The 20,542-nt window shown below is 68.1% G+C and carries 20 protein-coding genes; 5 read left to right on the forward strand and 15 right to left on the reverse strand.

Annotated features, from left to right (window positions below):
- Positions 1 to 108: 108 nt before the first annotated feature.
- Positions 109 to 1,125, forward strand: coding sequence for an aldo/keto reductase (locus DIE22_RS03365; protein ID WP_124604525.1), 1,017 nt, complete (start codon positions 109 to 111; stop codon positions 1,123 to 1,125).
- Positions 1,126 to 1,267: 142 nt separating this feature from the next.
- Positions 1,268 to 2,017 carry a sulfite exporter TauE/SafE family protein gene (locus DIE22_RS03370; protein ID WP_124604526.1) on the forward strand — a complete coding sequence of 250 codons (750 nt, stop codon included), beginning with the start codon at positions 1,268 to 1,270 and terminating at the stop codon, positions 2,015 to 2,017.
- A 12-nt stretch (positions 2,018 to 2,029) separates the two neighbouring features.
- Here DIE22_RS03370 and DIE22_RS03375 read toward each other — a convergent pair whose 3' ends face one another.
- Together DIE22_RS03375 and DIE22_RS03380 are read right to left on the reverse strand one after the other, a co-directional pair.
- Positions 2,030 to 2,416, reverse strand: coding sequence for an ester cyclase (locus DIE22_RS03375; protein WP_124604527.1), 387 nt, complete (start codon positions 2,414 to 2,416; stop codon positions 2,030 to 2,032).
- 52 nt (positions 2,417 to 2,468) lie between these two features.
- Positions 2,469 to 3,362, reverse strand: coding sequence for a LysR substrate-binding domain-containing protein (locus DIE22_RS03380; RefSeq protein ID WP_124497801.1), 894 nt, complete (start codon positions 3,360 to 3,362; stop codon positions 2,469 to 2,471).
- Between the two features lie 535 nt (positions 3,363 to 3,897).
- Here DIE22_RS03380 and DIE22_RS03385 point away from each other — a divergent pair.
- From DIE22_RS03385 to DIE22_RS03395, 3 genes are all read left to right on the forward strand, one after another.
- Complete coding sequence (locus tag DIE22_RS03385) at positions 3,898 to 4,737, forward strand: peptidoglycan DD-metalloendopeptidase family protein (protein ID WP_124497800.1); 840 nt, start codon at positions 3,898 to 3,900, stop codon at positions 4,735 to 4,737.
- Between the two features lie 208 nt (positions 4,738 to 4,945).
- Positions 4,946 to 5,845: a class A beta-lactamase gene (bla, locus tag DIE22_RS03390; RefSeq protein ID WP_124604528.1), complete on the forward strand. Its 900-nt coding sequence runs from the start codon at positions 4,946 to 4,948 to the stop codon at positions 5,843 to 5,845.
- Positions 5,846 to 5,969: 124 nt separating this feature from the next.
- Entirely contained in the window at positions 5,970 to 6,842 is an 873-nt protein-coding gene (locus tag DIE22_RS03395; protein ID WP_124604595.1) for a LysR substrate-binding domain-containing protein, read from the forward strand.
- Positions 6,843 to 6,867: 25 nt separating this feature from the next.
- On the opposite strand, the gene DIE22_RS03400 is transcribed toward DIE22_RS03395, so the two are convergent.
- From DIE22_RS03400 to sapR, 13 genes are all read right to left on the reverse strand, one after another.
- Positions 6,868 to 7,203, reverse strand: a complete 336-nt coding sequence (locus DIE22_RS03400) for a type 1 fimbrial protein (RefSeq protein ID WP_124497798.1) — start codon at positions 7,201 to 7,203, stop codon at positions 6,868 to 6,870.
- A gap of 375 nt (positions 7,204 to 7,578) precedes the next feature.
- Positions 7,579 to 7,833 (reverse strand): GlsB/YeaQ/YmgE family stress response membrane protein, encoded by a 255-nt coding sequence (locus DIE22_RS03405; RefSeq protein WP_124497797.1) that lies wholly within the window; start codon positions 7,831 to 7,833, stop codon positions 7,579 to 7,581.
- A 159-nt stretch (positions 7,834 to 7,992) separates the two neighbouring features.
- A complete protein-coding gene (locus DIE22_RS03410; RefSeq protein WP_260426601.1) occupies positions 7,993 to 8,670 on the reverse strand; it encodes a fimbrial protein in 678 nt (225 codons plus the stop codon).
- 330 nt (positions 8,671 to 9,000) lie between these two features.
- Positions 9,001 to 11,598, reverse strand: coding sequence for a fimbria/pilus outer membrane usher protein (locus tag DIE22_RS03415; RefSeq protein ID WP_124604529.1), 2,598 nt, complete (start codon positions 11,596 to 11,598; stop codon positions 9,001 to 9,003).
- A gap of 210 nt (positions 11,599 to 11,808) precedes the next feature.
- Positions 11,809 to 12,549 carry a molecular chaperone gene (locus DIE22_RS03420; protein ID WP_124604530.1) on the reverse strand — a complete coding sequence of 247 codons (741 nt, stop codon included), beginning with the start codon at positions 12,547 to 12,549 and terminating at the stop codon, positions 11,809 to 11,811.
- A 112-nt stretch (positions 12,550 to 12,661) separates the two neighbouring features.
- A complete protein-coding gene (locus DIE22_RS03425; RefSeq protein ID WP_124604531.1) occupies positions 12,662 to 13,213 on the reverse strand; it encodes a fimbrial protein in 552 nt (183 codons plus the stop codon).
- A 412-nt stretch (positions 13,214 to 13,625) separates the two neighbouring features.
- Positions 13,626 to 14,402 (reverse strand): ABC transporter ATP-binding protein, encoded by a 777-nt coding sequence (locus DIE22_RS03430; protein WP_124497792.1) that lies wholly within the window; start codon positions 14,400 to 14,402, stop codon positions 13,626 to 13,628.
- Entirely contained in the window at positions 14,399 to 15,313 is a 915-nt protein-coding gene (locus DIE22_RS03435; protein WP_124497791.1) for an ABC transporter ATP-binding protein, read from the reverse strand. Before DIE22_RS03435 ends, DIE22_RS03430 begins: the two co-directional genes overlap by 4 nt.
- Position 15,314: 1 nt before the next feature.
- Positions 15,315 to 16,229 carry a nickel transporter permease gene (gene nikC / locus DIE22_RS03440; protein ID WP_124497790.1) on the reverse strand — a complete coding sequence of 305 codons (915 nt, stop codon included), beginning with the start codon at positions 16,227 to 16,229 and terminating at the stop codon, positions 15,315 to 15,317.
- A 66-nt stretch (positions 16,230 to 16,295) separates the two neighbouring features.
- Positions 16,296 to 17,366 (reverse strand): ABC transporter permease, encoded by a 1,071-nt coding sequence (locus DIE22_RS03445; RefSeq protein WP_124497789.1) that lies wholly within the window; start codon positions 17,364 to 17,366, stop codon positions 16,296 to 16,298.
- 10 nt (positions 17,367 to 17,376) lie between these two features.
- Positions 17,377 to 18,978, reverse strand: coding sequence for an ABC transporter substrate-binding protein (locus DIE22_RS03450; protein WP_124497788.1), 1,602 nt, complete (start codon positions 18,976 to 18,978; stop codon positions 17,377 to 17,379).
- Between the two features lie 65 nt (positions 18,979 to 19,043).
- Positions 19,044 to 19,607, reverse strand: a complete 564-nt coding sequence (gene ddpX / locus DIE22_RS03455) for a D-alanyl-D-alanine dipeptidase (RefSeq protein ID WP_124497787.1) — start codon at positions 19,605 to 19,607, stop codon at positions 19,044 to 19,046.
- Between the two features lie 17 nt (positions 19,608 to 19,624).
- Positions 19,625 to 20,506 (reverse strand): sap1 transcriptional regulator SapR, encoded by an 882-nt coding sequence (sapR, locus tag DIE22_RS03460; RefSeq protein WP_124497786.1) that lies wholly within the window; start codon positions 20,504 to 20,506, stop codon positions 19,625 to 19,627.
- Positions 20,507 to 20,542: the final 36 nt, after the last annotated feature.

Raw genomic sequence — 20,542 nt, forward strand, 5'->3', positions numbered from 1 at the left:
ATTGTTAATCAGCGTCGAATGATTTGGTTGGGCGTTTCGCGTTTATCGCGCGGCGCAATGCGCCCAGAATCCGGTTCATTCACTCACCACCACCGCAAGGAAACGGACATGGACAAGCGTCAACTGGGCCGCACGGGCCCGCGGGTTTCGGCGATCGCACTCGGCTGCATGGGGATGTCGGATTTCTACGGGCCGGCCGATCGCGACGAAAGCATCGCGACGCTGCACGCGGCGCTCGACAACGGCATCACGCTGCTCGACACCGGTGACTTCTACGGGATGGGCGACAACGAGATGCTGATCCGCGACGCGCTGCGCGGCCGTACGCGCGACCAGGTGCTGATCAGCGTGAAGTTCGGCGCGCTGCGCGACCCGGCCGGCGCATTCGCCGGCTACGACGCGCGGCCGGAGGCGATCCGCAATTTCGTCGCGTACTCGCTGAAGCGGCTCGGCACCGACCATATCGACATCTACAGGCCGGCGCGCGTCGATCCGGCGGTGCCGATCGAGGAGACGGTCGGCGCGATCGCCGATCTCGTGAAGGCCGGCCACGTGCGCCATATCGGGCTGTCGGAGCTCGGCGCCGACACGATCCGCCGCGCGGCGGCCGTCGCGCCGATCGCCGACCTGCAGATCGAATACTCGCTGCTGTCGCGCGGGATCGAGACGGACATCCTGCCCGTGTGCCGCGAACTCGGGATCGGCGTCACGGCGTACGGCGTGCTGTCGCGCGGCCTGCTCGGCGGCGGCTGGAGCGCGGCGCGGCAGGGCGAGCGCGATTTCCGCGCGGCCAGCCCGCGTTTCCAGGGCGAGAACCTCGCGCACAACCTCGCGCTGGTCGATGCGCTGCGCACGATCGCGGACGAGAAGGGCGGCAACCCGGCGCAGATCGCGATTGCATGGGCGCTGTCGCGCGGCGACGACATCGTGCCGCTGATCGGCGCGCGCAAGCGTACGCAGCGCCAGGACGCGCTCCAGGCGTCTAAATTGCAACTAACGGTCAACGATCTCGTGCGCATCGAAGCGGCGGTTCCCGCCGGGGCGGCGGCCGGCACGCGCTATCCGGCCGCCCAGATGACGCACCTCGACAGCGAGCAGGGCCGGGGGGCGGTTCACGGCGACTGAGCGTCCGTGCGGCGAGCATGGCGAGGTCACGAGGTGGCGGGGCAGCCGGACGGGCACGAGCCAGCCTCAGGCAAAACCAGATGGCGGGCGGCGTGACGGGGGTTCACCATCGGCGCCGGATTCAACCGACGGAACGCCCTCCATGCAAACGCATACGCCGACGATCATCGTGCTGGTCTTCCTGCTGGCCGGCGCGGTCAAGGGCATGATCGGCCTCGGGCTGCCGACGATCGCGATGGGGCTGCTGACGCTCGCGATGCCGCCGTCGGCCGCCGCGAGCCTGCTGCTCGTGCCGTCATTCATCACCAATGTGTGGCAGTTGTGGCTCGGCCCGTCGTTCGGGCCGCTGTTGCGGCGTCTGTGGCCGCTGCTCGCCGGGTTGACGATCGGCACGCTGACGGGCGGGCTGCCCGCGCTCGCGGCCGGCAGCGCGTGGACCCACGCGGCGCTCGGCATCGTGCTGGTCGCATACGGCTGCTGGGGGCTCGCGGCCGCGCGGCTGCCCGCGCCCGGGCGCCACGAGAAGTGGCTGTCGGCCGCGGTGGGCTACCTGACCGGCGTCGTGACGGCCGCGACCGGCGTGTTCGTCGTGCCGGCGGTGCCGTACCTGCAGGCGCTGCGCCTGGCGAAGGACGACCTGATCCAGGCGCTCGGGCTGTCGTTTACCGCGTCGACGATCGCGCTCGGCCTGCAGTTGTGCGTGACGGGCGCGCTGCAGACGGTCGATCTCGGCGTATCGGCGCTGGCGCTCGTGCCGGCGCTCGCCGGGATGATCGGCGGGCAATACGCGCGGCGCGTGATGAGCGAGAAGGCGTTCAGGCGCTGCTTCTTCGTCGGGATGACCGCGCTCGGCGCCTACATGGCCGTGACGGGGTGGCAGCCCGCGCCGTGACGGCCCGCGGCGTCACAGCTGCGCTTCGATCGCGGCCTTGTCGATCGCCGACCAGACCTGCCGGATCCTGCCGCCGTGAAATTCGTAGAACACGTTTTCGGCGAACGTGACGCGCGCGCCGTCCACGGCGAGCCCCATGAACCTCCCTTTTGGCGCACAGGCGAAGCGAAGCCGGCATGCAACGCGCGGCGGTTCGCACACGAGCAGCCGGATCTCGAAACGGAGATCCGGAATGTCGCGGAAATCCTGCTCCAGCATCGCGCGGTAACCGGCCAGGCCGAGCGGCCGGTCGTTGTGGATCACGTTGCCGGCGACGTACTGGCCGAGCGCCAGCCAGTCCTGCCGGTTCAGGCAGTCGATGTACGCGCGGTAGCGCATGGCGAGGTCGGGTTCGGTCATGGCTGCGGTGCCTCCTCGTGTATCGCCTGGTCGTTCCGGATGACGCGGACGATCAGCGCGGCGTTTCGCCCGACAGGTACGACACGAACGCCTGCGTGTATTTCGGCAGCGCATCGAACGATCGCGCGCAGAGCGTCAGCTTGCGGTGGCTCCATGCGTCGGACAACTCGACGAGCCGCACGTCCATCGTCTGCATCGCGCGCTCGCCCGCATGGCGCGACACGATGCCGATCCCCACGCCGCTTTCGATCACGCGGCAGATCGCATCGAAACTCTTCAGTTGCACACGGTAGCGAATCCGCTTGCCGAGCGCACGCGCCTGGTCCGCGAGATGGACCTGCAGCGCGCTGCCGTCGGTCAGCCCGATGAAATCGGCGTCGGCGATCTCGTCGAACGCGACCCTGTCGCGCGCGGCGAGCGGATGCCCGGCCGGCACGACCGCGATCAGCCAGTCCTCGCGGAACGGCTTCTGTTCGAGCCCGCCGAGCCCGACCGAATCGGCGACGATGCCGACCTCGGCCGTCTTGTTGCGGATCGCATGCACGATCTCCTGGCTCGAGCGCTCCTCGACGCTGATCGACAGTTTCGGATGATGCGGCAGATACGCGGCGAGCGCGTCGGGCAGGTATTCGCTCAGCGACGCCGTGTTGCACAGCAGCCGGATATGCCCGCGCAGCCCCTGGCCGTATTGCTGCAGTTCGCCGCGCATGTGGTCGATCTGCTGCAGCACCGTGCGCGCGTGGTGTTCGAGTGCGCGGCCGGCGTCGGTCACCTGCGTGCCCGACCGGGTCCGGTGCAGCAGCGGCACGCCGAGCTCGTCCTCCATCCCGCGGATGCGCTCGCTGGCCGCCTGCAGCGTGATGTGGGTACGCTCGGCGCCGCTCGTGATCGTGCCGGCTTCGCAGATGTTCAGGAAGAGCCGCAGGTCGGTCAGGTCGAAGCGCATGGTCGGTCGGGGCGCGTAAGGATGGGTATGGCCGATAAGTTAGCAGGAACCGCCGCGCCGGTCTCAGGCCGGGCTTGAGGCCCCGTTCGCCGGTTCCGCATTTTCGGGGCGGGATCGATGCCGGATCATGACCGCATATCAACCGGGGGAGACTGTCATGCGGGTCGATTCGTCATGGGGCGTGTCGTTCAAGATTGCGTTGCACCTGCTGTTCCTGTGCATCGGCGTCGCGTGGGCCTGCGCGGAGCTGGTCGACTGGCTGCGTTGAGCGGGCGGCCGGCGCAGGCCGGTTCGGCGGTTCGGCGCGACCGTCTGCGCATCGAAAGCCATTCGAAATAAAGGCGCGATGCGAAATTTCTTCCGCCTCGTGCGCAAAAAACCGTCAAGTTTTTCCGAGTTCGACCGTATTACCGGTAACAAGCGTCTGCCCGCGTCCGGTTCGTGATCGTTTGTCATCATTGTTTGCATCCGGTTACACGTCAGCCGTTCCATTTTTGAGATGCTTGAAAGATTGTCAAACCGGAGTCGATCGTCCATGAAACAGCGCGAGATTTGCCGCAAGTCGGCTTGGCTGTCTGGCCTGGCCGCCGTGCTCGTCATGGCCGGTTGTGCCAGCACGCAGTCCGTCCCGCCGAGCGACACGCTGGCGGGGTCGCCGTCGGGCCAGCCCGCCGCCGCGGCAGCGTCCATGCCCGCGCCGCCGCCGCCGGCGCCCATTCTTGTCGCGCAGAAGTACGTGGTGAAGCGCGGCGACACGCTGACGGGCATCGCGTCCGCGAACGACTGCAGCGTCGCCGACCTGCGCACCTGGAACAAGCTCGACACGCGCGGCAAGCTGCGCATGGGGCAGGTGCTGCGCATCGTCCGGCAGCAGCCGTTGCAGGCGCGGACTGCGAACGTCGGCACGCAGGTCGCCGCGAATAATTCGGCGGGTGCCGCGCAGGCGAGCGCGTCGACGGCGAGCGACCGGCAGGTCGTGAAGGAAACCAAGCGGCATGCGGGCGCGGTATCGCTCACGTGGCCCGCGCAGGGCAAGATCGTCGATGCGTTCCGGCCGGGGCAGAACCGCGGCATCCAGATCGCCGGCCGGTCGGGCGACCCGGTCCGCGCGGCGGCCGACGGCCGCGTGATGTATGCGGGCACGGGCCTGAACGATTACGGCAGCCTGATCATCGTCCAGCACAACGCGGATTTCCTGACCGCGTATGCGCACAACCGCAAGCTGCTCGTGAAGACCGGCGACATCGTGCGCCAGGGCGACGAGATCGCCGAGATGGGCGACCTCGACAACTCGCGGGTCGCGCTGCTGTTCGAGGTGCGGCGCGACGGCAAGCCCGTCAATCCGATGCCGTACCTGCCTTCGTCGCAAGGCTGAGGCGGGCCGCGCCGCTGGAACGCGGCAGCGGTCGCTGCTACGCTAGGGTCTGTTCATGCGAGTCCTGCCGCGTGCGGGGCCGACGGACGTCTTCGGGGATGCGCGGCGCATGCCGTCGCGAGCCGGCCGTCGGCGTGAACGCGCGCGCATCGCCGATGCGCGCGTGCGTTGTTCCGTGCCACCGTTTCCGACAGACCACCACAGATCCATGGAACACTCTCCGACACGCCGCTCGCTGCTGCTTGCCGCCGTCGCCGCGCCGTTCGTCGCCGCGTGCTCGTCGGCGCCCGTCGCCGACCAGGGGCGCGCCCGTGCCGCGCAGGCCGAACTCGCCGCGCTCGAAACAGCATCGAACGGCCGGCTCGGCGTCGCCGCACTCGATACGTCGAACGGCACGCGCATCGCGCATCACGCGCGCGAACGCTTCCCGCTGTGCGGCACCTATGCGGTCGCCGCCGCCGCCGCGATACTCGCGCGCGGTTCGCTCGACGCCTCGCTGCTGCCGCGCCGCATCCTGTATCGCCGCTATGACGTCGTGGCCGGCTCGCCGGTGACGGAAAGCCATGTCGACACGGGGATGACGATCGCGCAGCTGTGCGCGGCGATGCTGCAGGCAGGCGACAAGGGCGCGGGGAACCTGGTGATGGGCGTGCTCGGCGGCCCGCAGGCCGTCACGTCGTTCGCGCACGAAAGCGGCGACTCCGCGTTCCGGCTCGACCGCTGGGAACCCGAGCTGAACCAGGTCGCGCCCGGCGACGTGCGCGATACGTCGACGCCGGTCGCGATGGTCGACCTGCTGCAGCGGCTGCTGCTCGGCGACACGCTGCGCGAACCGCAGCGTGCGCAGCTCACCGAATGGATGACCGGCGGCGCGCGCGGCGCGGCCGGGATCGCGGCGGGCGTGCCGCCCGGCTGGCGCATCGCCGACAAGACCGGCACCGGCGGCTACGGCACGACGACCGACGTCGCGGTGCTGTGGCCGCCGTCGCGTGCGCCGATCGTGCTGGCCGTGTCGTTTACGCAGCCGCGAGCCGACGCCGCGGCACGCGCGGACGTCGTCGCGTCGGCGGCGCGCATCGCGACGGGCGCGTTCACCGCGGCGGCCTGAGCGCTCGGCGCATCTCGCGTAAAGCCGGCGTTTGGCTTATCGTGTCGGTCAGCGCGCGCCGGTGCCGGCGCGCGGTCTTGCCGCGCCGTTCTTCGGCGCGGTCGATCCGTTTACCCGCTTCGTCATGCGCCGACTTCCGCCCCTGCACGCGCTGCAGATTTTTTCGACGGTGGCCCGCCACCGCAGCTTCACGCGTGCGGCCGAGCAGCTGTGCCTCACGCAGGGCGCGGTGAGCCGGCAGATCCAGACGCTCGAGGCGCACTACGGTTTTCCATTGTTCAAGCGGCACGCAAAGGGCCTCACGCTGACGGCGGAGGGCGAGCAATTGCTGCCGGTGGTCAACGAGAGCTTCGCGCGGATCGAGGACATCTCGATGAAGCTCACGCGGCAGCGCACCGACCTCGCGCTGAAGGTGCCGACCTGCGTGATGCGCTGGATGCTGCCGCGCATCATGCGCTTCCAGGGCGAGCATCCCGATCTCCATGTGCAGATCACGACCGCGTGGCAGCATGTCGTCGATTTCTCGACCGAGCCGTTCGATGCGGCGGTCGTCTACGGCACGTCACCGGGCGCGGGCGTGTTCGCGCTGCCGCTGTTCGACGAGCGGTTGACGCCGGTATGCGCACCCGAGTTGCGGCAGGCCGCGCCGCTCGATGCGGTCGGCGATCTCGCGCGCCACACGCTGCTGCATCCGACGCGCGACCATCGCGACTGGCGCGCGTGGCTCGATCATGCGGGCGAGCGCACCGTCGACGCGGAGCGCGGGCCTACCTTCGACACGCTCGATCTCGCGACGAACGCGGCGATGCAGGGTTTCGGCGTCGCGATCGGCGACGTGACGCTCGTCGACGACGACGTCAGCGCGCGCCGGCTCGAACGGCCGTTCGACATCGTGCTCGAGACGGGCGCCCGTTATTTCTTCGTCTATCCCGAGAACATCGGCAGCCAGCAGAAGATCCGCGCGTTCAGCGACTGGATCGCCAGCCATCGCGACTGACGCGCGACAGCGCCGGCAACACGTCTTACTGGTAGGTCACGACAGCGATCATCGGTGCACGCGCGTTGCCCGGACGGTCAGGTAAAACGATTGCGCGCGAGGCCTGCGTAAAGCGGGCGGTCTTGATCGTGCGCAGGCTGGCCGCGTCGACGAACGCGACTTGCCCGCTCGCCGGGCGCGGGCAGTCGGGGCGCACGTGCGCATGCACGGTGTCGGCCGTATCGAGCGCGAACGAGCACGGCGGCTCGACGATCATGCCGGTGAAGTGGATGATGCCGGACGTGCCGGCGGCAAATGACGAGGACGAGGCCAGAAGCGAGGCAGCCAGGGCAAACGAGGCGGCAAACAGGCGATGCTTCATGACAGGCTCCAGAGAGGACGCGCGTCGCAGCGGGGCCGCTTGAATGGCAGTCCGTCAACGCTGCGATGCTGTATGCGTAAACGGCAGATCCGTCGAGTCCCTTGAATCGAAAATCATAAATATGGGATATAAGAAAATAACGCGGCTTTTCCAGAATCAATGTATGCCGTATTTTCGAGATAGCAAGTCAGGGTAATGCCGGTGTGGTACGTGCAACGGGCGGGCGGTCGTCCGGCGCCAGTCGTTCCCGAGGTCGTTGTGAGGTCAACGAATTGACGCGCCGCTGAGGCGGTGCGCGGGCGAAGGGCGGTGCGCCAAAGAAAACGGCCGCTCAGTGACGAGCGGCCGTTTGGCGTGGAGCGGTGTGGCGGCGGATCAGCCCGCGCGCTTGCGCACCGCGCCGACGATCACGAGCAGCACGATCGCGCCGATGATCGACGCGATCCAGCCCGCGCCCTGGCCGGGCGAGTACCAGCCGGCCGCGCGGCCGACGTAGCCCGCGACCAGCGAGCCGACGACGCCGAGCACGACGGTCATCAGGATGCCCATCTTGTCGTCGCCGGGCTTGAGTGCACGGGCGAGGAGGCCGACGATGAGCCCGACGACCAGGGTTTCGATGAATTGCAGCATGAACGCCTCCCTATTGCTGTTGAGCTGTTGACGAAAGGAAATGGACTCGTGCGGCGCGCCGGGGTTCCCTGCGGCGGCAAACCGGCGCGCGGCGTGCCGAGTATCGCACGCCGCCGCGTCACGTGGCGCAGGTCGCTGCGGGGCGCGCGCCGCCGTCGTTCATTGATAGTCGAGCAGAACCTGCGCCGCGGCATGAACGGAGCCGCCGCCGACTTTCGCGTCCGTTTGCAGGTAGGACGCGCGGAGCCGAATCGAAGGCGATCCGCCGGTGGCCTGGTTGTAGTTCGTCACGGTGTGCGATTTTCGCAGCACCAGCGGCTGGCCCGTCGTGGCATCGGCGATATGGATGCCGACGCCGGTGGCCTTGGCATCCGGGCGCAGTTGCATCCCGCCGGGCGTGCCGGCTACCACGTCGTCCAGCGGCGTCAGTTGATAGCCGATCCGGTTGTAACCGGCCGGACAGTTGTTCAACTGCACCTGAAAATCCGTCGCGCCGGCGGTCGAACCGACGCCGTTGAACTCGCGATGCTGCACGGGCGGCAGCGTGACGGTCTGATCGGGAATCGAGCACGTTCCGTTGATGAAGCTGACCTTGGCGGCCAGGTTGACCGGGTTCGACCCGCCGAGGAGGCCGGACTTGTAGTAGATCGTGTAATAGGCGCTGGCCAAGCCCGAATTGAGCGACCCGTCCTGCGGCGGCCGGCTGTCGCGAAACAGCATGATTTCGAGCGTGTTGCGCAGTGTCGTCTTCGTCGACGCGACGGCGACGTTACCGTCGACGATCATGCGTGTCGACAGGCCGGACACGTTGGTTTCCAGGTCGGGGCCGTCGGACACCCACACGCTTCCTTTGGGATACATCGCGATGCTCGTGATCTCGCAGGTGCTCTTGCCGCAAACGTCCTGCGGTGTGAAGTAATGACGCGCGACGACGGTGCCGGGCGTGGCGTTCCCGGGGCTGGCAACGGTTGCCTGTCCGAACGCATAGAGTGCGGCCGCGTCGGTCGAGAATGCGACGCATGCGAGCAGAAGCGACCAAGGGACCGCAATCTGGCGAAACGGGTGGCGAGCAACGCAGCCACGTGCGTCGCGCGTGCGCGCCATGACTGCCGGGATCGTGAGTCGGGTCAATACGGACGATTGGCGAAAGTGGGACATAGGGATTCCTTACTGAATGTCGGCGGTCGTCGAATCGGGCCGGCAAATGCTCTGCACGGTCTGAATGCCCGGCGCTTGCCGGCGGTGTTCCGCGACGGGCAGGTCGTACGCGATCCGGCAGATCGAGCCGGAATCGGCGCCCCACCGCACGGTCAGCGAGCCGCTGTCGTTGAGCCCGCGCGTGAAGATCTTGCTCGCCTGGCCGACGACGCCGACTTCCTTGCCGGTCTCGTCGTGCACGGCGGCGCCGAATGGCAGCGGCGTGCCGTCGGCCTGGCGCGCCTGAACGAGCGCCGCGCGGCCGGTGGCGGTCGCAAAGCGGATCAGCGGCACCGCGCCGGCGCGCGGTGCGATCTGCCGGCTGGTTTCCTTCAGATCGACATCCATCGAGATGCCCTTCGGATCGAGCGCGACCGTATTGAGGCTGTATGGCGTCAGGTACGGCACGACCGCGTAGCCGCTGCCATCGACCTTGACGCCGGACGCGTTCGTGATGCGCGCGCCGGCCGCGCCCGGCGCCTCGACGATCGCGAACGTCTCGGATACCGGCTGCGAGAACGTGATGCCGCCGCGGTGCGCGACCAGCGCGCCGCGCACGCCGAGCGAGCCTTGCTGGAACTCCGTGCCCGCGCCCGCGCTGGCGCTGACTTCCGCCAGGCGCGTGCGGTACGTGACGTTGGCGCTGCCGTCCGTGGACGAATTCGGTCCGGACGCGTGGTTCGCGCTGACGCTGTACGACAGCGCATGGTCTTCGCCGAGCGATCCGGACAGCGTCGACTGCAAGCGGGTGCGGCCGAGCGTATCGCGCGACACGTTGCCCGAGACGGTCATCGGGCGCTCTCGGCCGAACGGAATCGTGACGCTGGCGTAGTAGAGCGTGCTCATGTCGCCGCCGGCATTGCGCTGCCGCGTGGCCGTCAGGCTGTAGGACACGTTGCGGAACTGGTTCGTATAGCCGACCGAGTAGTTGACGTCCGAGCCGGGGCGGTTCCAGTAGTTGACGGCGGACGCCGTGGCGTTGATGCGCCCGCCGGTCGCGCCGAGGCGCTGCGTCAACGCCAGCGATGCGCGATGGCGCTGACGCCAGAGCGACTGGGTCGAGCGACCGTCGCGCGCGGCATCGCGCGCCTGCATCGCGTCGTCGAGGCCGAAATAGCCGTCCGTCGAATAACGATATGCGGCGAGCGCGATGTCGGTGCCGGTCGTTTCGACCGACTTCGCATAGCTGACGCGCACGCTCGAACCGCTGTAGCGCTTCGCGCCCGGGATTGCGGTCAGCGCATGCGTGACGTCCGCGCCGAACGCGCCGAACGTCGTGTTGAACGCACCGCCCAGCATCGCCGACGCGTAGCCGCCGGCGAGCGTGACGCCGCCATAGGCCGTCAGCAGGTTGGTCAGGCCCCGCTGGTACGTGGCCTGCGTGAACAGCGGCTGGCTCGAGCCGTGAGGATTGCGCAGCGTGCCGGCGACGAAGCTGTAGCGGCCGATGCCTGGCCGCAGCGACATCGGCACGGCGGCGTAGGGCACCGAGAACGAGTGCACGGAGCCGTCGGCTTCGGTAACCGATACCTGCAGGTCGCCGCCATATCCGGTCGGGTACAGGTCGTCGATTTCGAAATTGCCGGGCGCGACCGTCGTCTCGTAGATCGTCACGTCGTTCTGGCGGATCGTTACCTTCGCGTTGCTGTTCGCGATGCCGCGCACCACCGGCGCATAGCCGCGCAGCGAGTCGGGCAGCATCCGGTCGTCGGTCGACAGGCGCACGCCGCGGAATTGCGTCGAGTCGAACAGCTCGCCCGACGTGTAGCTTTCGCCGATCACGAGTTGCGACGACAGCGACGGCAGGTCGCGCTGCAGATAGGTCGCGAGGCCCTGGTACCGGCTCTCGCCGCGCGACGACCATGAATAGGACCCTTCGTGGCGAAAGCGCCAGGTGCCGATATTCACGCCGCCGTTCAGGCCGAGATAGCCTCGCGTTTGCGCGGTGTGGCCGCTGGCCTTCGACGTATAGAGGTTGAAGTTGTAGCCGAGCAGGCCGACGGTTTCGCCTGAAGTCCATTGATCGGGGCTCACGTAGCCGCGTGCCTTGCGCGCGAGCGACGCCTGCGGGATCGACAGCCGCAGCGTCTGTCGCGTAAAGTCGAATGCCGTACTGGCGCCCGGCACGACTTCGTCGAGTCGCAGGCAGGCGTCGTCGCCGGCAAGTCGCGCGACGACGTCCGGCGCGAGCTTGCCGAAATCGACGCCGACGCGCTCGAGCAGCGTGCGGTCGAAGCATGGACGTGCGTCGCCCGAATCCGGCGCGGCCACGAAGCGCACGTCGTAGCGGCCGATCCAGTCGGGACCGACATGCACGTCGGCGGTATACACGCCGGGGGCCGTCATGTTGCGCCGGGCGAAGCGCGACACGTCGAAATCCCTGCCCAGGCGGTTCTGCATGAATGCGCCGTCGAACTCGACTTGCGCGAGCGTGCTTTCCGCGGCGGCCGGTGTCGTCGCGCGGCCATCGGCGGACCACGCGGCGACGCAGGCCGCCACCAGCAGATGGATCGGCTTGACGCGTGGCATGTCGGCCGCACCGCGGCGCGGCAGTCGAGTCGGGGTCATGCTCAGTACTCCACAAGGTTTCGGATCGAGCGGGCGCGTTCGACGGGGTGCAGGCGCACGGGCGTGCGCGTTGTGCGGTGCGGCGCTGCGGCGGCGAATGGTCAGTCCGGGATGTCCGTGCCGGTCGTCGGGACGGCCAAACGACGGTGGACGAAAAGAGGTGAAGCGGCCGGCACGCGCCGTTGATGCGCGTTGACGGCCTCGATCGCGTTACGGTGCGACGCTGACCGGACGTTCGATGTCGGTTGCGCGGCCCCAGTCGTTGATACTGCCGAATTCGACCGTCGCGCCCGCGGCAGGCGCGCCGGCGAGATCCTTGATCGGGAACCGCTGCGTGCCGCGCGGCAGCACGTAGCCCATGCCGGCGTCATGCTTGCGCCCGGCCGACTTCAGCAGCACGTTGCCGAAATTGACGACGAACGGCGTCGGATTGCTGGCCTCGAGCGCGTAGCCGCCGTCGACGCGCACCACGCGCCAGTCGAGCTGCATCGGTGCGTCGTCCACATTGCCGGCCAGCCCGGCGGGGCGATACATGATCTTGATGCGTGAGCGGAACGCCAGCTGGATGCGGTTGCGATCTTCTGCCGCGGACGCCTTCGGCGGCACTTCGAGCACGTTCAACCAGAACAGCGATTCCCGATCGGCAGGAAGCGGTTCGCCGGTATGCACGAGACGCAGCGTCTGGCCGTTGCCGGCTTCCATCCGGAAGATCGACGGTGTCAGCGTGAACGGCACGTCGATGTTCTCGGGCAGCGCGCGGCTGTCGCCGTCGTCGAGCCATGCCTGCACCAGCGCCGGACGCTTGCTGTCGTTCGTGAGCTGGATCGTGACTTCGCGCTCGCTGGACGGGAAGATGACGCGCGTGCCGGCGATCACGACGCTCGCGTCGGCCTGCGACGCGAACGCGGTGACGGCGAGGGTCAGCGTACGGAAGAGCTTCAACAGTTTCATGGGCGTGGAGAGTCGGATCGTTGGGGCAGGGAGCGGGCGGAAGCGGCACTTGCCGCGCCGCACGGCATGACGCGTGGAGATCGCCGGGGCGGCGACCTCCGCGCACGCGTCCTTACTGGTAGATCAGCGAGTACTCGACACGCGATTTGACGTCGCCGGCCTTCACGGCGCCCGCGGCGTAGTACTCGGCGAAGTAGTTCAGCTTTGCCTTGCCGTCGGCATCGATCGTGGCCATCTCGGTGCTCGCGCCGGTTTGCGCGCCAACCGGAATCGGCTTCTGCTGCGAATCCAGCACGTTGATCTGGACGCCTTCGGCGGCCTTGGCGCCCGTGTCGATCGTCAGTCGGCCGCTCGACTGATCGACGTTCGTGCCGTTTTCGAACATGACGCCGACCTTCACCGGGTTGCCATCGCCGACCGCGCAGCCCGTGAGCGCCAGCGAGAACGCGCTGCGGCCGGCGACGGAGCCGACATCGGCGAGCGCGGTGGTGCTGACCGGCGGCAGCGGGACGGTGAGATCCGATCCGCCGGTGACGCTGCACGTCGACGCGATGACGTTGCCGTAGAAGTTGATGGTGCCGTCCGCCGCGTAGGCCGCGGACGAACCGGCTGCGCTCGCGACGACGAGCAGGAACGGAATTGCGCTGCGCTTGATGATGTGCATATTTAAATCTCCAAATAAACGTCGGTTTTCGAAAGCGCGAATTGGATTTAAATATCCGGGTGGCGCGTTTCGGTTGAAATTATCGCGGTTATGTAATGAGTTTGTAATACGATAAGTACGAAGTGATATTTGTTTTTAATAGGACAAGTACTAAATCGTTTTTGCCGGGATCGGCATTCAGGCAGGGCGCGGCGTGCGGGCCGGCGGGCGAGGGGCGCGCGAGCGCACGGGCCCCCGTCATCGGAAATCGATCGGGGGCCGGCGGTATCGGTCGGCGCTATTCGAAGCGGACTGGAATTGAAATAACGGGAGGGTGGTGGGCGAGGGCGCTCGGCATGTCGTGCCGCGCGATCACGTCATGCCGGGAAGGCTCGCGCGATCGCGCGGCTGCAATCTCGTTGTGCGCCGCGGGTCAGGCCGCCGGCGCGTCGATCGCCGGGTCGAGGCGGCGATAGCCTTCGGTCGCGCGCAGCAGCGTGCGCGTGTAGTCGCGTGCGACCTGTCCGGCGCGCACGTCCTCGATCCGCAGCTGTTCGACGATCTCGCCGTGCTGCATGACCGCGACGCGCTGGCACAGGAAGCCGATCACCGCGAGGTTGTGGCTCACGAGGATCATCGTCAGGTTGCGTTCGCGATGCAGGCGGCGCAGCAGGTTCAGGATCTCGGCCTGCACCGACACGTCGAGCGCGGAGGTCGGCTCGTCGAGCAGCAGCACGCGCGGCTCGACGATCAGCGCGCGCGCGATCGCGACCCGCTGGCGCTGGCCGCCCGACAGCTGGTGCGGATAGCGGAAGCGGAACGCCGGGCCGAGCCCGACTTCGGACAGCGCGCGGGCGATGCGCGCGTCGGCGTCGTCGATGCCGTGAATCGACAGCGGCTCGCGCAGTGTCTGGTCGACCGTGAAGCGCGGATGCAGCGACGCGTACGGATCCTGGAACACCATCTGCACGTGACGGCGGAATGCGCGGTCGGGCGTGCCGCCGACCGGCCGTCCGTCGATCGACAGGCTGCCGCCGGCGAGCGGCACGAGGCCGGTCAGCGCGCGCAGCAGCGTCGACTTGCCGGAGCCCGACTCGCCGACGAGCCCGAACACCTCGCCGTCGCGCACCGCGAAGCTCGCATCGCGCACGGCGTCGACATGGCCCGTGCGGGTCGGAAAACGGATCGAGGCGTGATCGACGTCGATCATCGTGCGGCCTCCCGGGGTGGGTTCGATGACGGCGCGGGCGAAGCGGCGTCGAGCCACGCCGGATCGCGCCGCAGCACCGGCAGTTCGTCGGGCGGGTTCGCGAGCGGCGGATTCGCCGCGAGCAGCCCGCGCGTGTACGGATGCGTCGCATCGCGCAGGTCGCGCGCGGCGCAGGTTTCGACGACGCGGCCGGCATACATCACCGCGACGCGATCGCAGAACGACATCACGAGCGGCAGGTCGTGGCTGATGAACATCAGGCCCGTGCCGTGTCGCGCGATCATCGCATCGAGCACCGCGAGCACCTGCATCGACACCGCGACGTCGAGCGCGGACGTCGGTTCGTCGGCGATCAGCAGGCGCGGACCGGTCGACACCATCATCGCGATCATCACACGCTGGCCCATGCCGCCCGACAGTTCGTGCGGATACGCATCGGCGACGCGCGCCGGATCGCGAATCTGCACGGCCGCGAGCGCATCGACGATCCGCTCGCGCAGCGCGCGGCCGCGCAACCCCGGCTCGTGCAGCCGGAACGCCTCGCCCATCTGCTTCGCGACAGTCATCACCGGGTTCAGCGAATACTTCGGATCCTGCAGGATCATTCCCATCTGGCTGCCGCACAGGCGCCGGCGCTCGCTCGCCGACATCGCGAGCAGGTCGTGGCCCGCGAAGCGCATCGTGCGGGCCGACCAGCGCGCGGCCTCGGGCAGCAGGCCGAGCAGCGCACGGCCTGTCAGCGACTTGCCGGAGCCTGATTCGCCGACGATGCCGAGCCGCTCGCCGGGCGCGAGCGTCAGCGACAGGTCGCGCACCGCGTCGGACACGACGCCGTCGTGACCGCGAAACCCGATCTTCAGGCCGTCGATCTCGCAGAGCGGCGCGGCGGCGTTGACGGAATTCAGTGGCATGTCACGCTCCATGACGCGGATCGAAGACGTCGCGCAGCCCGTCGCCGAGCAGGTTGAACGCGAGGCTGACGAGCAGGATCGCCGCGCCGGGCAGCGTCGCGACCCACCACGCGTCGAGCAGCACGTTGCGGCCGGACGCGACCATGAAGCCCCATTCGGGGCTCGGCGGCTGCGCGCCGAGGCCGAGGAAGCCGAGGCCCGCGACGGTCAGGATGATGCCGGCCATGTCGAGCGTCGCGCGCACGATCACCGACGACATGCACAGCGGCACGATGTAGCGCAGCAGGATCCGCGGGCCCGAGGCGCCTTGCAGCCGCGCCGCATGGATGTAGTCGGCCTGCGCGATGCGGATCGTCTCCGCGCGCGCGAGCCGCGCATACGCGGGCCACGCGGTGATCGAGATCGCGACGACCGCGTTGATCACGCCGGGCCCGAGCGCGGCCGCGAACGCGAGCGCGAGCACGATCTTCGGGAATGCGAGCGCGATGTCGGTGATGCGCATCAGCACGCTGTCGACGAAGCCGCCGCAATAGCCGGCCGTCGTGCCGATCAGGAGACCGATCGGCACGACGATCACGACGACGAGCAGCGCGATGCCGAGCGTGAGGCGCGAGCCGCCGATCAGCCGCGAGAGGATGTCGCGGCCGAGCTGGTCGGTGCCGAGCCAGTGCGATGCCGAGCCGGGCGGCAGCAGACGGTCGGACAGCACCTGGCGCAGCGGATCGTGCGGCATGATCAGCGGGCCGACGATTGCGACGACGATCAGCGCGACCAGGATCGCGAGCCCGAACAGGTTGAGCGGATTGACCGCGAAGCGGCGCCAGCGGCGGTACGCGAGGCCGAACGCGGCCTGCGAGCGCGACGCGGGTGCATCGGAAAGAAGCCACGCGCGCAGCGTGAGACGCTCGGCATTCATGTTCGGACGGCCTTCGGCATGGACGGGGAAAGAAGCAGGGTGGATGCGCTCATGTCGACGCGGCCCTCAGCGCGCACGCGGATCGAACACGCGGTACAGCGCGTCGGTCAGCAGGTTGACGGTGATGAACATCGCGCCGATCACGAGCGTCGCGCCGAGCACCGCGTTCATGTCGGCGTTCAGCAGCGCGCCCGTCAGGTACGAGCCGAGCCCCGGCCACGCGAACACGATCTCGGTGAGCACCGAGCCTTCGAGCAGGTTGCTGTACGTGAGCGCGATCACGGTCAGGAGCGGCACCGCGATGTTGCCGAACGCATGCCGCCAGATCACGCGGCGCTCGGACAGGCCCTTCGCGCGCGCGGTGACGATGTATTCCTGGCTCAGCTGGTCGAGCATGAACGAGCGCGTCATCCGGCTCAGGTAGGCGACCGAGTAGTAGCCGAGGATCGCGGCCGGCAGCGCGATGTGCGACACCGCGTTGCGGAACACGTCCCACTCGCCCGCGAGCGCCGAGTCGATCAGCAGGCTGCCCGTGCGCGGGTCGACCATGCCGTCGTACACGGGATCGAGCCGGCCGGGGCCGCCGACCCAGTGCAGCCGCGCATAGAACAGCAGCAGCCCCATCAGGCCGAGCCAGAACACCGGCACCGAACTGCCGATCAGTCCGACGAAGCGCGCGATGTGGTCGATCGGCCGGTTGTGCTTCACTGCGGCCGCGACGCCGAGCGGCACGCCGATCGCGATGCCGATCAAGGTCGCGATCGTCGCGAGTTCGAGCGTGGCGGGGAAGACGCGCCGGATGTCGTCGAGCACCGGGTTCGACGTCAGCAGCGACATGCCGAGATTGCCGTGCAGCACGTCGCGCGCATAGATCAGGAATTGCGTGACGAGCGGCTTGTCGAGACCGAGCGCGATGCGCTCGGCCGCATACGCCTCGGCCGACGCGCGATCGCCGAGGATCGCGAGCACGGGATCGATCGGCACCTTGCGGCCGATCACGAACGTCAGCGCGAGCAGGCCCGTGAACGTGACGGCGAGCGTGAGCGCCCAGCGCAGCACGCGCAGTGCCCAGCGCACGGCCGGGCGCCGCGCGGGCAGCGTGCGCAGTGCTTCGAGGGAGGAGGCGGGAGTCGACATGCGGTGAATCTTACGGCTTCTTCAGGTTACGGTACGACACGAGATCGTTGATCGGCCCGACGTCGAGCCCGCTCACGCCGGGCCGCGTCGCGACCTGCGCGACTTTCTCGAACATGATCGCGAACGGCGAGCGTGCGAGCATGTCCTTCTGCATCGCCTGATACCGTTGCGCGCGCTGCGCGGCGGTCGGCTCGGCGAGTGCGGCGTCGGTCTCCTTCGTCAGTTGCGGGATGTCCCAGCTGTTGCGCCAGGCCAGCATTTTATAGCTCGACTTGTCGGAATTGTCGGGGTTCCATGCAAAACCCTGCGCGTTGCTGTGCGGGTCGATGTAGTCCGCCGACCATTCGCCGATGTAGATGTCGTGCTGGCGCGCGCGGTATTTCGCGAGCGTCTGCTTGTTGTCGCCGGGGATCAGCTGCACCTTGACGCCGGCCTGCGCGAAGTTCGCCTGCACGGCCTGCGCGATCTCCGTGTACGGATAGTCGTTGCGCACGTCCATCGTCACCGGGAAGCCGTTCGGCACGCCGGCCTTCGCGAGCAGCGCCTTCGCCTTCGCGACGTCGAGCTTGTACGGGTTCGACTTCAGCGTGCCGAGGAAGCCTTCGGGCAGGAAGGTCTGGTGCACCTTGTAGGTCGTCTTCACGACGTTGGCCTGGATGCCCGAATAGTCGATCAGCCACTTCAGCGCTTCCTGCACCTCGGGCTTCGCGAGCGTCGGGTTCTTCGTGTTCAGGCCGAGATACAGCAGCGTCGCCTGCGGCGATGCCGCGACCTTCGCCTTGCCGGATTTCACGACCGCCGCGAGATCGTCGGGGCTCAGGTCGCGCGCCGCGTCGACGTCGCCGTTTTCCAGCAGCAGGCGCTGGCTCGCCGCTTCGGGCACATGGCGCAGCACGATGCGCTTCATCGCGAGCGGCAGCCGGTAGCCGTCGAAGCGCTGCAGCACGAGGCTGTCGCCGGCGCTCCACTTGACCAGCCTGTACGCGCCGGAGCCGGCCTCGTTGGTCTTCAGCCATGCGTTGCCGAAGTCGTTGCCCTGCTGGTGCGACAGCAGCAGCTTCTTGTCGACCACCGACGCGGGCCACGAGCCGAGCACGTTCAGCACGAAGGTCGGCGCGTACTTGTGGTCGGTCGTGATCGACACCGTCTGGTCGTCGAGCTTCTTCACGTTCGCCGCGACGTTCGCCTTCGTGAGGCCGATGCCCGTCAGCACGGCGGCCGGCCCCTTGTCGAGCAGCACCGCGCGCTGGATCGACCATGCGACGTCGTCGGCCGTCAGCGGGTTGCCCGAGTGGAACTTGAGACCCGGGCGCAGCTTGAACGTATAGGTCAGCCCGTCGGGGCTCACCGTCCACGACTGCGCGACATCGCCGTTGAATTTCGACGGATCGCGCAGGTCGACGCGCACGAGCCGGTCGTATGTGTTCGCGACGTATTCCTCCGGCACCAGCTCGTAGATCTCGCCGGGATCGAGCGTCGTGAATTCGTCGAGCAGCGTGGCCATCACGAACATGTCCTTCGGCGTTTCAGCGTGTGCGGCGCGAAGCGGAACGGCGGCGAGAACGGACGCGGCGGCCAGCGCCGCGACGAGCCGGGAGGTCAGGGGTTTCATGGGGCGCTTCTCCATCTGTCGTTGAAGTCGTTGAACGTGAACGGTGAGGGGAACATGCATCGTCGTTACATCAGCCGCCACGGGCCGCTCGCGGCGTTGTCGATCTGCGGCAACGCGCGCGAACCGGGCAGCTCGTAGTGCCACCACTCGCTGTCGATATGCGCGAAACCGGCCGCATGCATCACGCCGAGCAGCAGCAGCCGGTTGCGCTGCACGGCTTCGGGCAGCCCCGCGTGGAAGTGGCCTGACGCGGCCACCATCTCGTCGAAAGCGGTGCCCATGTCGAGCGGCTCGCCGTTCGCGTCGACAAGCGTCAGGTCGAGCGCGGTGCCGCGGCTGTGGTTCGAGCCGCGGCCGAGATCGGCGACGAAGTTCGGATCGGGCAGGAAATCCCACAGCACCTGCTGCGCCTGCGGCGGCCGGTACGCGTCGTAGATGCGCAGCGTGAAGCCGGCCTGGGCGGCGACGTCGACCGCGCGGCGCAGCGCGGCTTCGGCCGGCTCGAGCAGCAGGCAGTGCGCGTGGCGGTAGATCGGCTTGCCGGTCAGGTTGCGCTCGGTCGCATAGACGAGATCGATCTCGACGTGATGCGTGGCGGGCGTGATTTCGACGAGGCGGTGGCGGTTCATCGGCGGTCCGGGTTCGCTCAGGATTCGAATTGGTCGAACGTGCGCTGCAGCTCGCGGTTGCGCGCGACGCGCCGGTCGATCGCGGGACCGAGGCGGTCGACCACGGCGGTGATCAGCAGGTTGAACAGGCAGGTGAGCGGCGAGAGCGAATCCCAGAACTGCCCGACGTCGGTCTTCACCTGCAGCAGGTCGGCCGGCCATTCGCGCGCCCACGGGCAATAGAGATCGGTGACCAGCGCGAACGGCTGGCCGCGCTCGGCGGCCGCCTGGCAATAGCGGCGCGCGCTGCGCGAATAGGCGCGCGTGTCGGTGACGATGCAGTACGGCCGCTCGAACTCGGAATTCAGCGAATCGACGTACGAGCCCGACTGGCCGTCGGAATAGAACACGCGCGGGCGCAGGTATTCGAGATAACTGCTGAACGCGTTGCTGATGCCGCGGGTCGACTGGATGCCGAGGATGAACACGGCATCGGCATGCGCGATCCGGTCCGCGACCTGCGCGAACACCGGTTCTTCGGCGAGCCGGTACACGTGGCGGATCGCGTCGAGCTCGCGATCGAGCGACGATGCAAGCGTGCCGTCGCTGCGGCTGCTGTCGCTGGCGGTCGTGTCTGTGCCCGTGCTGCGGCGATATTCGTCGAGGCGATCGGTGATCATCCACGGGCGGTCGCTGCCGCCGCGCAGCTCGCGTTTCAGGTCGTCGAGATTCCGGTAGCCGATGCTGCGCAGGAAGCGCCCGACCGAGATGCCGCTGGTGCCGGCCTGCTGCGCGATCTGGTCGGCCGTTTCGAGCCCGAGCCGGTCGAGGTTCGCGAGCATGTAGCTCGCGATGCGCTTCGCGGTCGGCGTCAGCTCGGCAAAGCGGGATTCGACGGTATGGGCGAACGCGCAGGTCATCCGGCTGTTAGATGTTTGTCATTGGATGATTCGATG

Source organism: Burkholderia sp. Bp9142 (genome assembly GCF_003853415.1).
GTDB lineage: Bacteria > Pseudomonadota > Gammaproteobacteria > Burkholderiales > Burkholderiaceae > Burkholderia.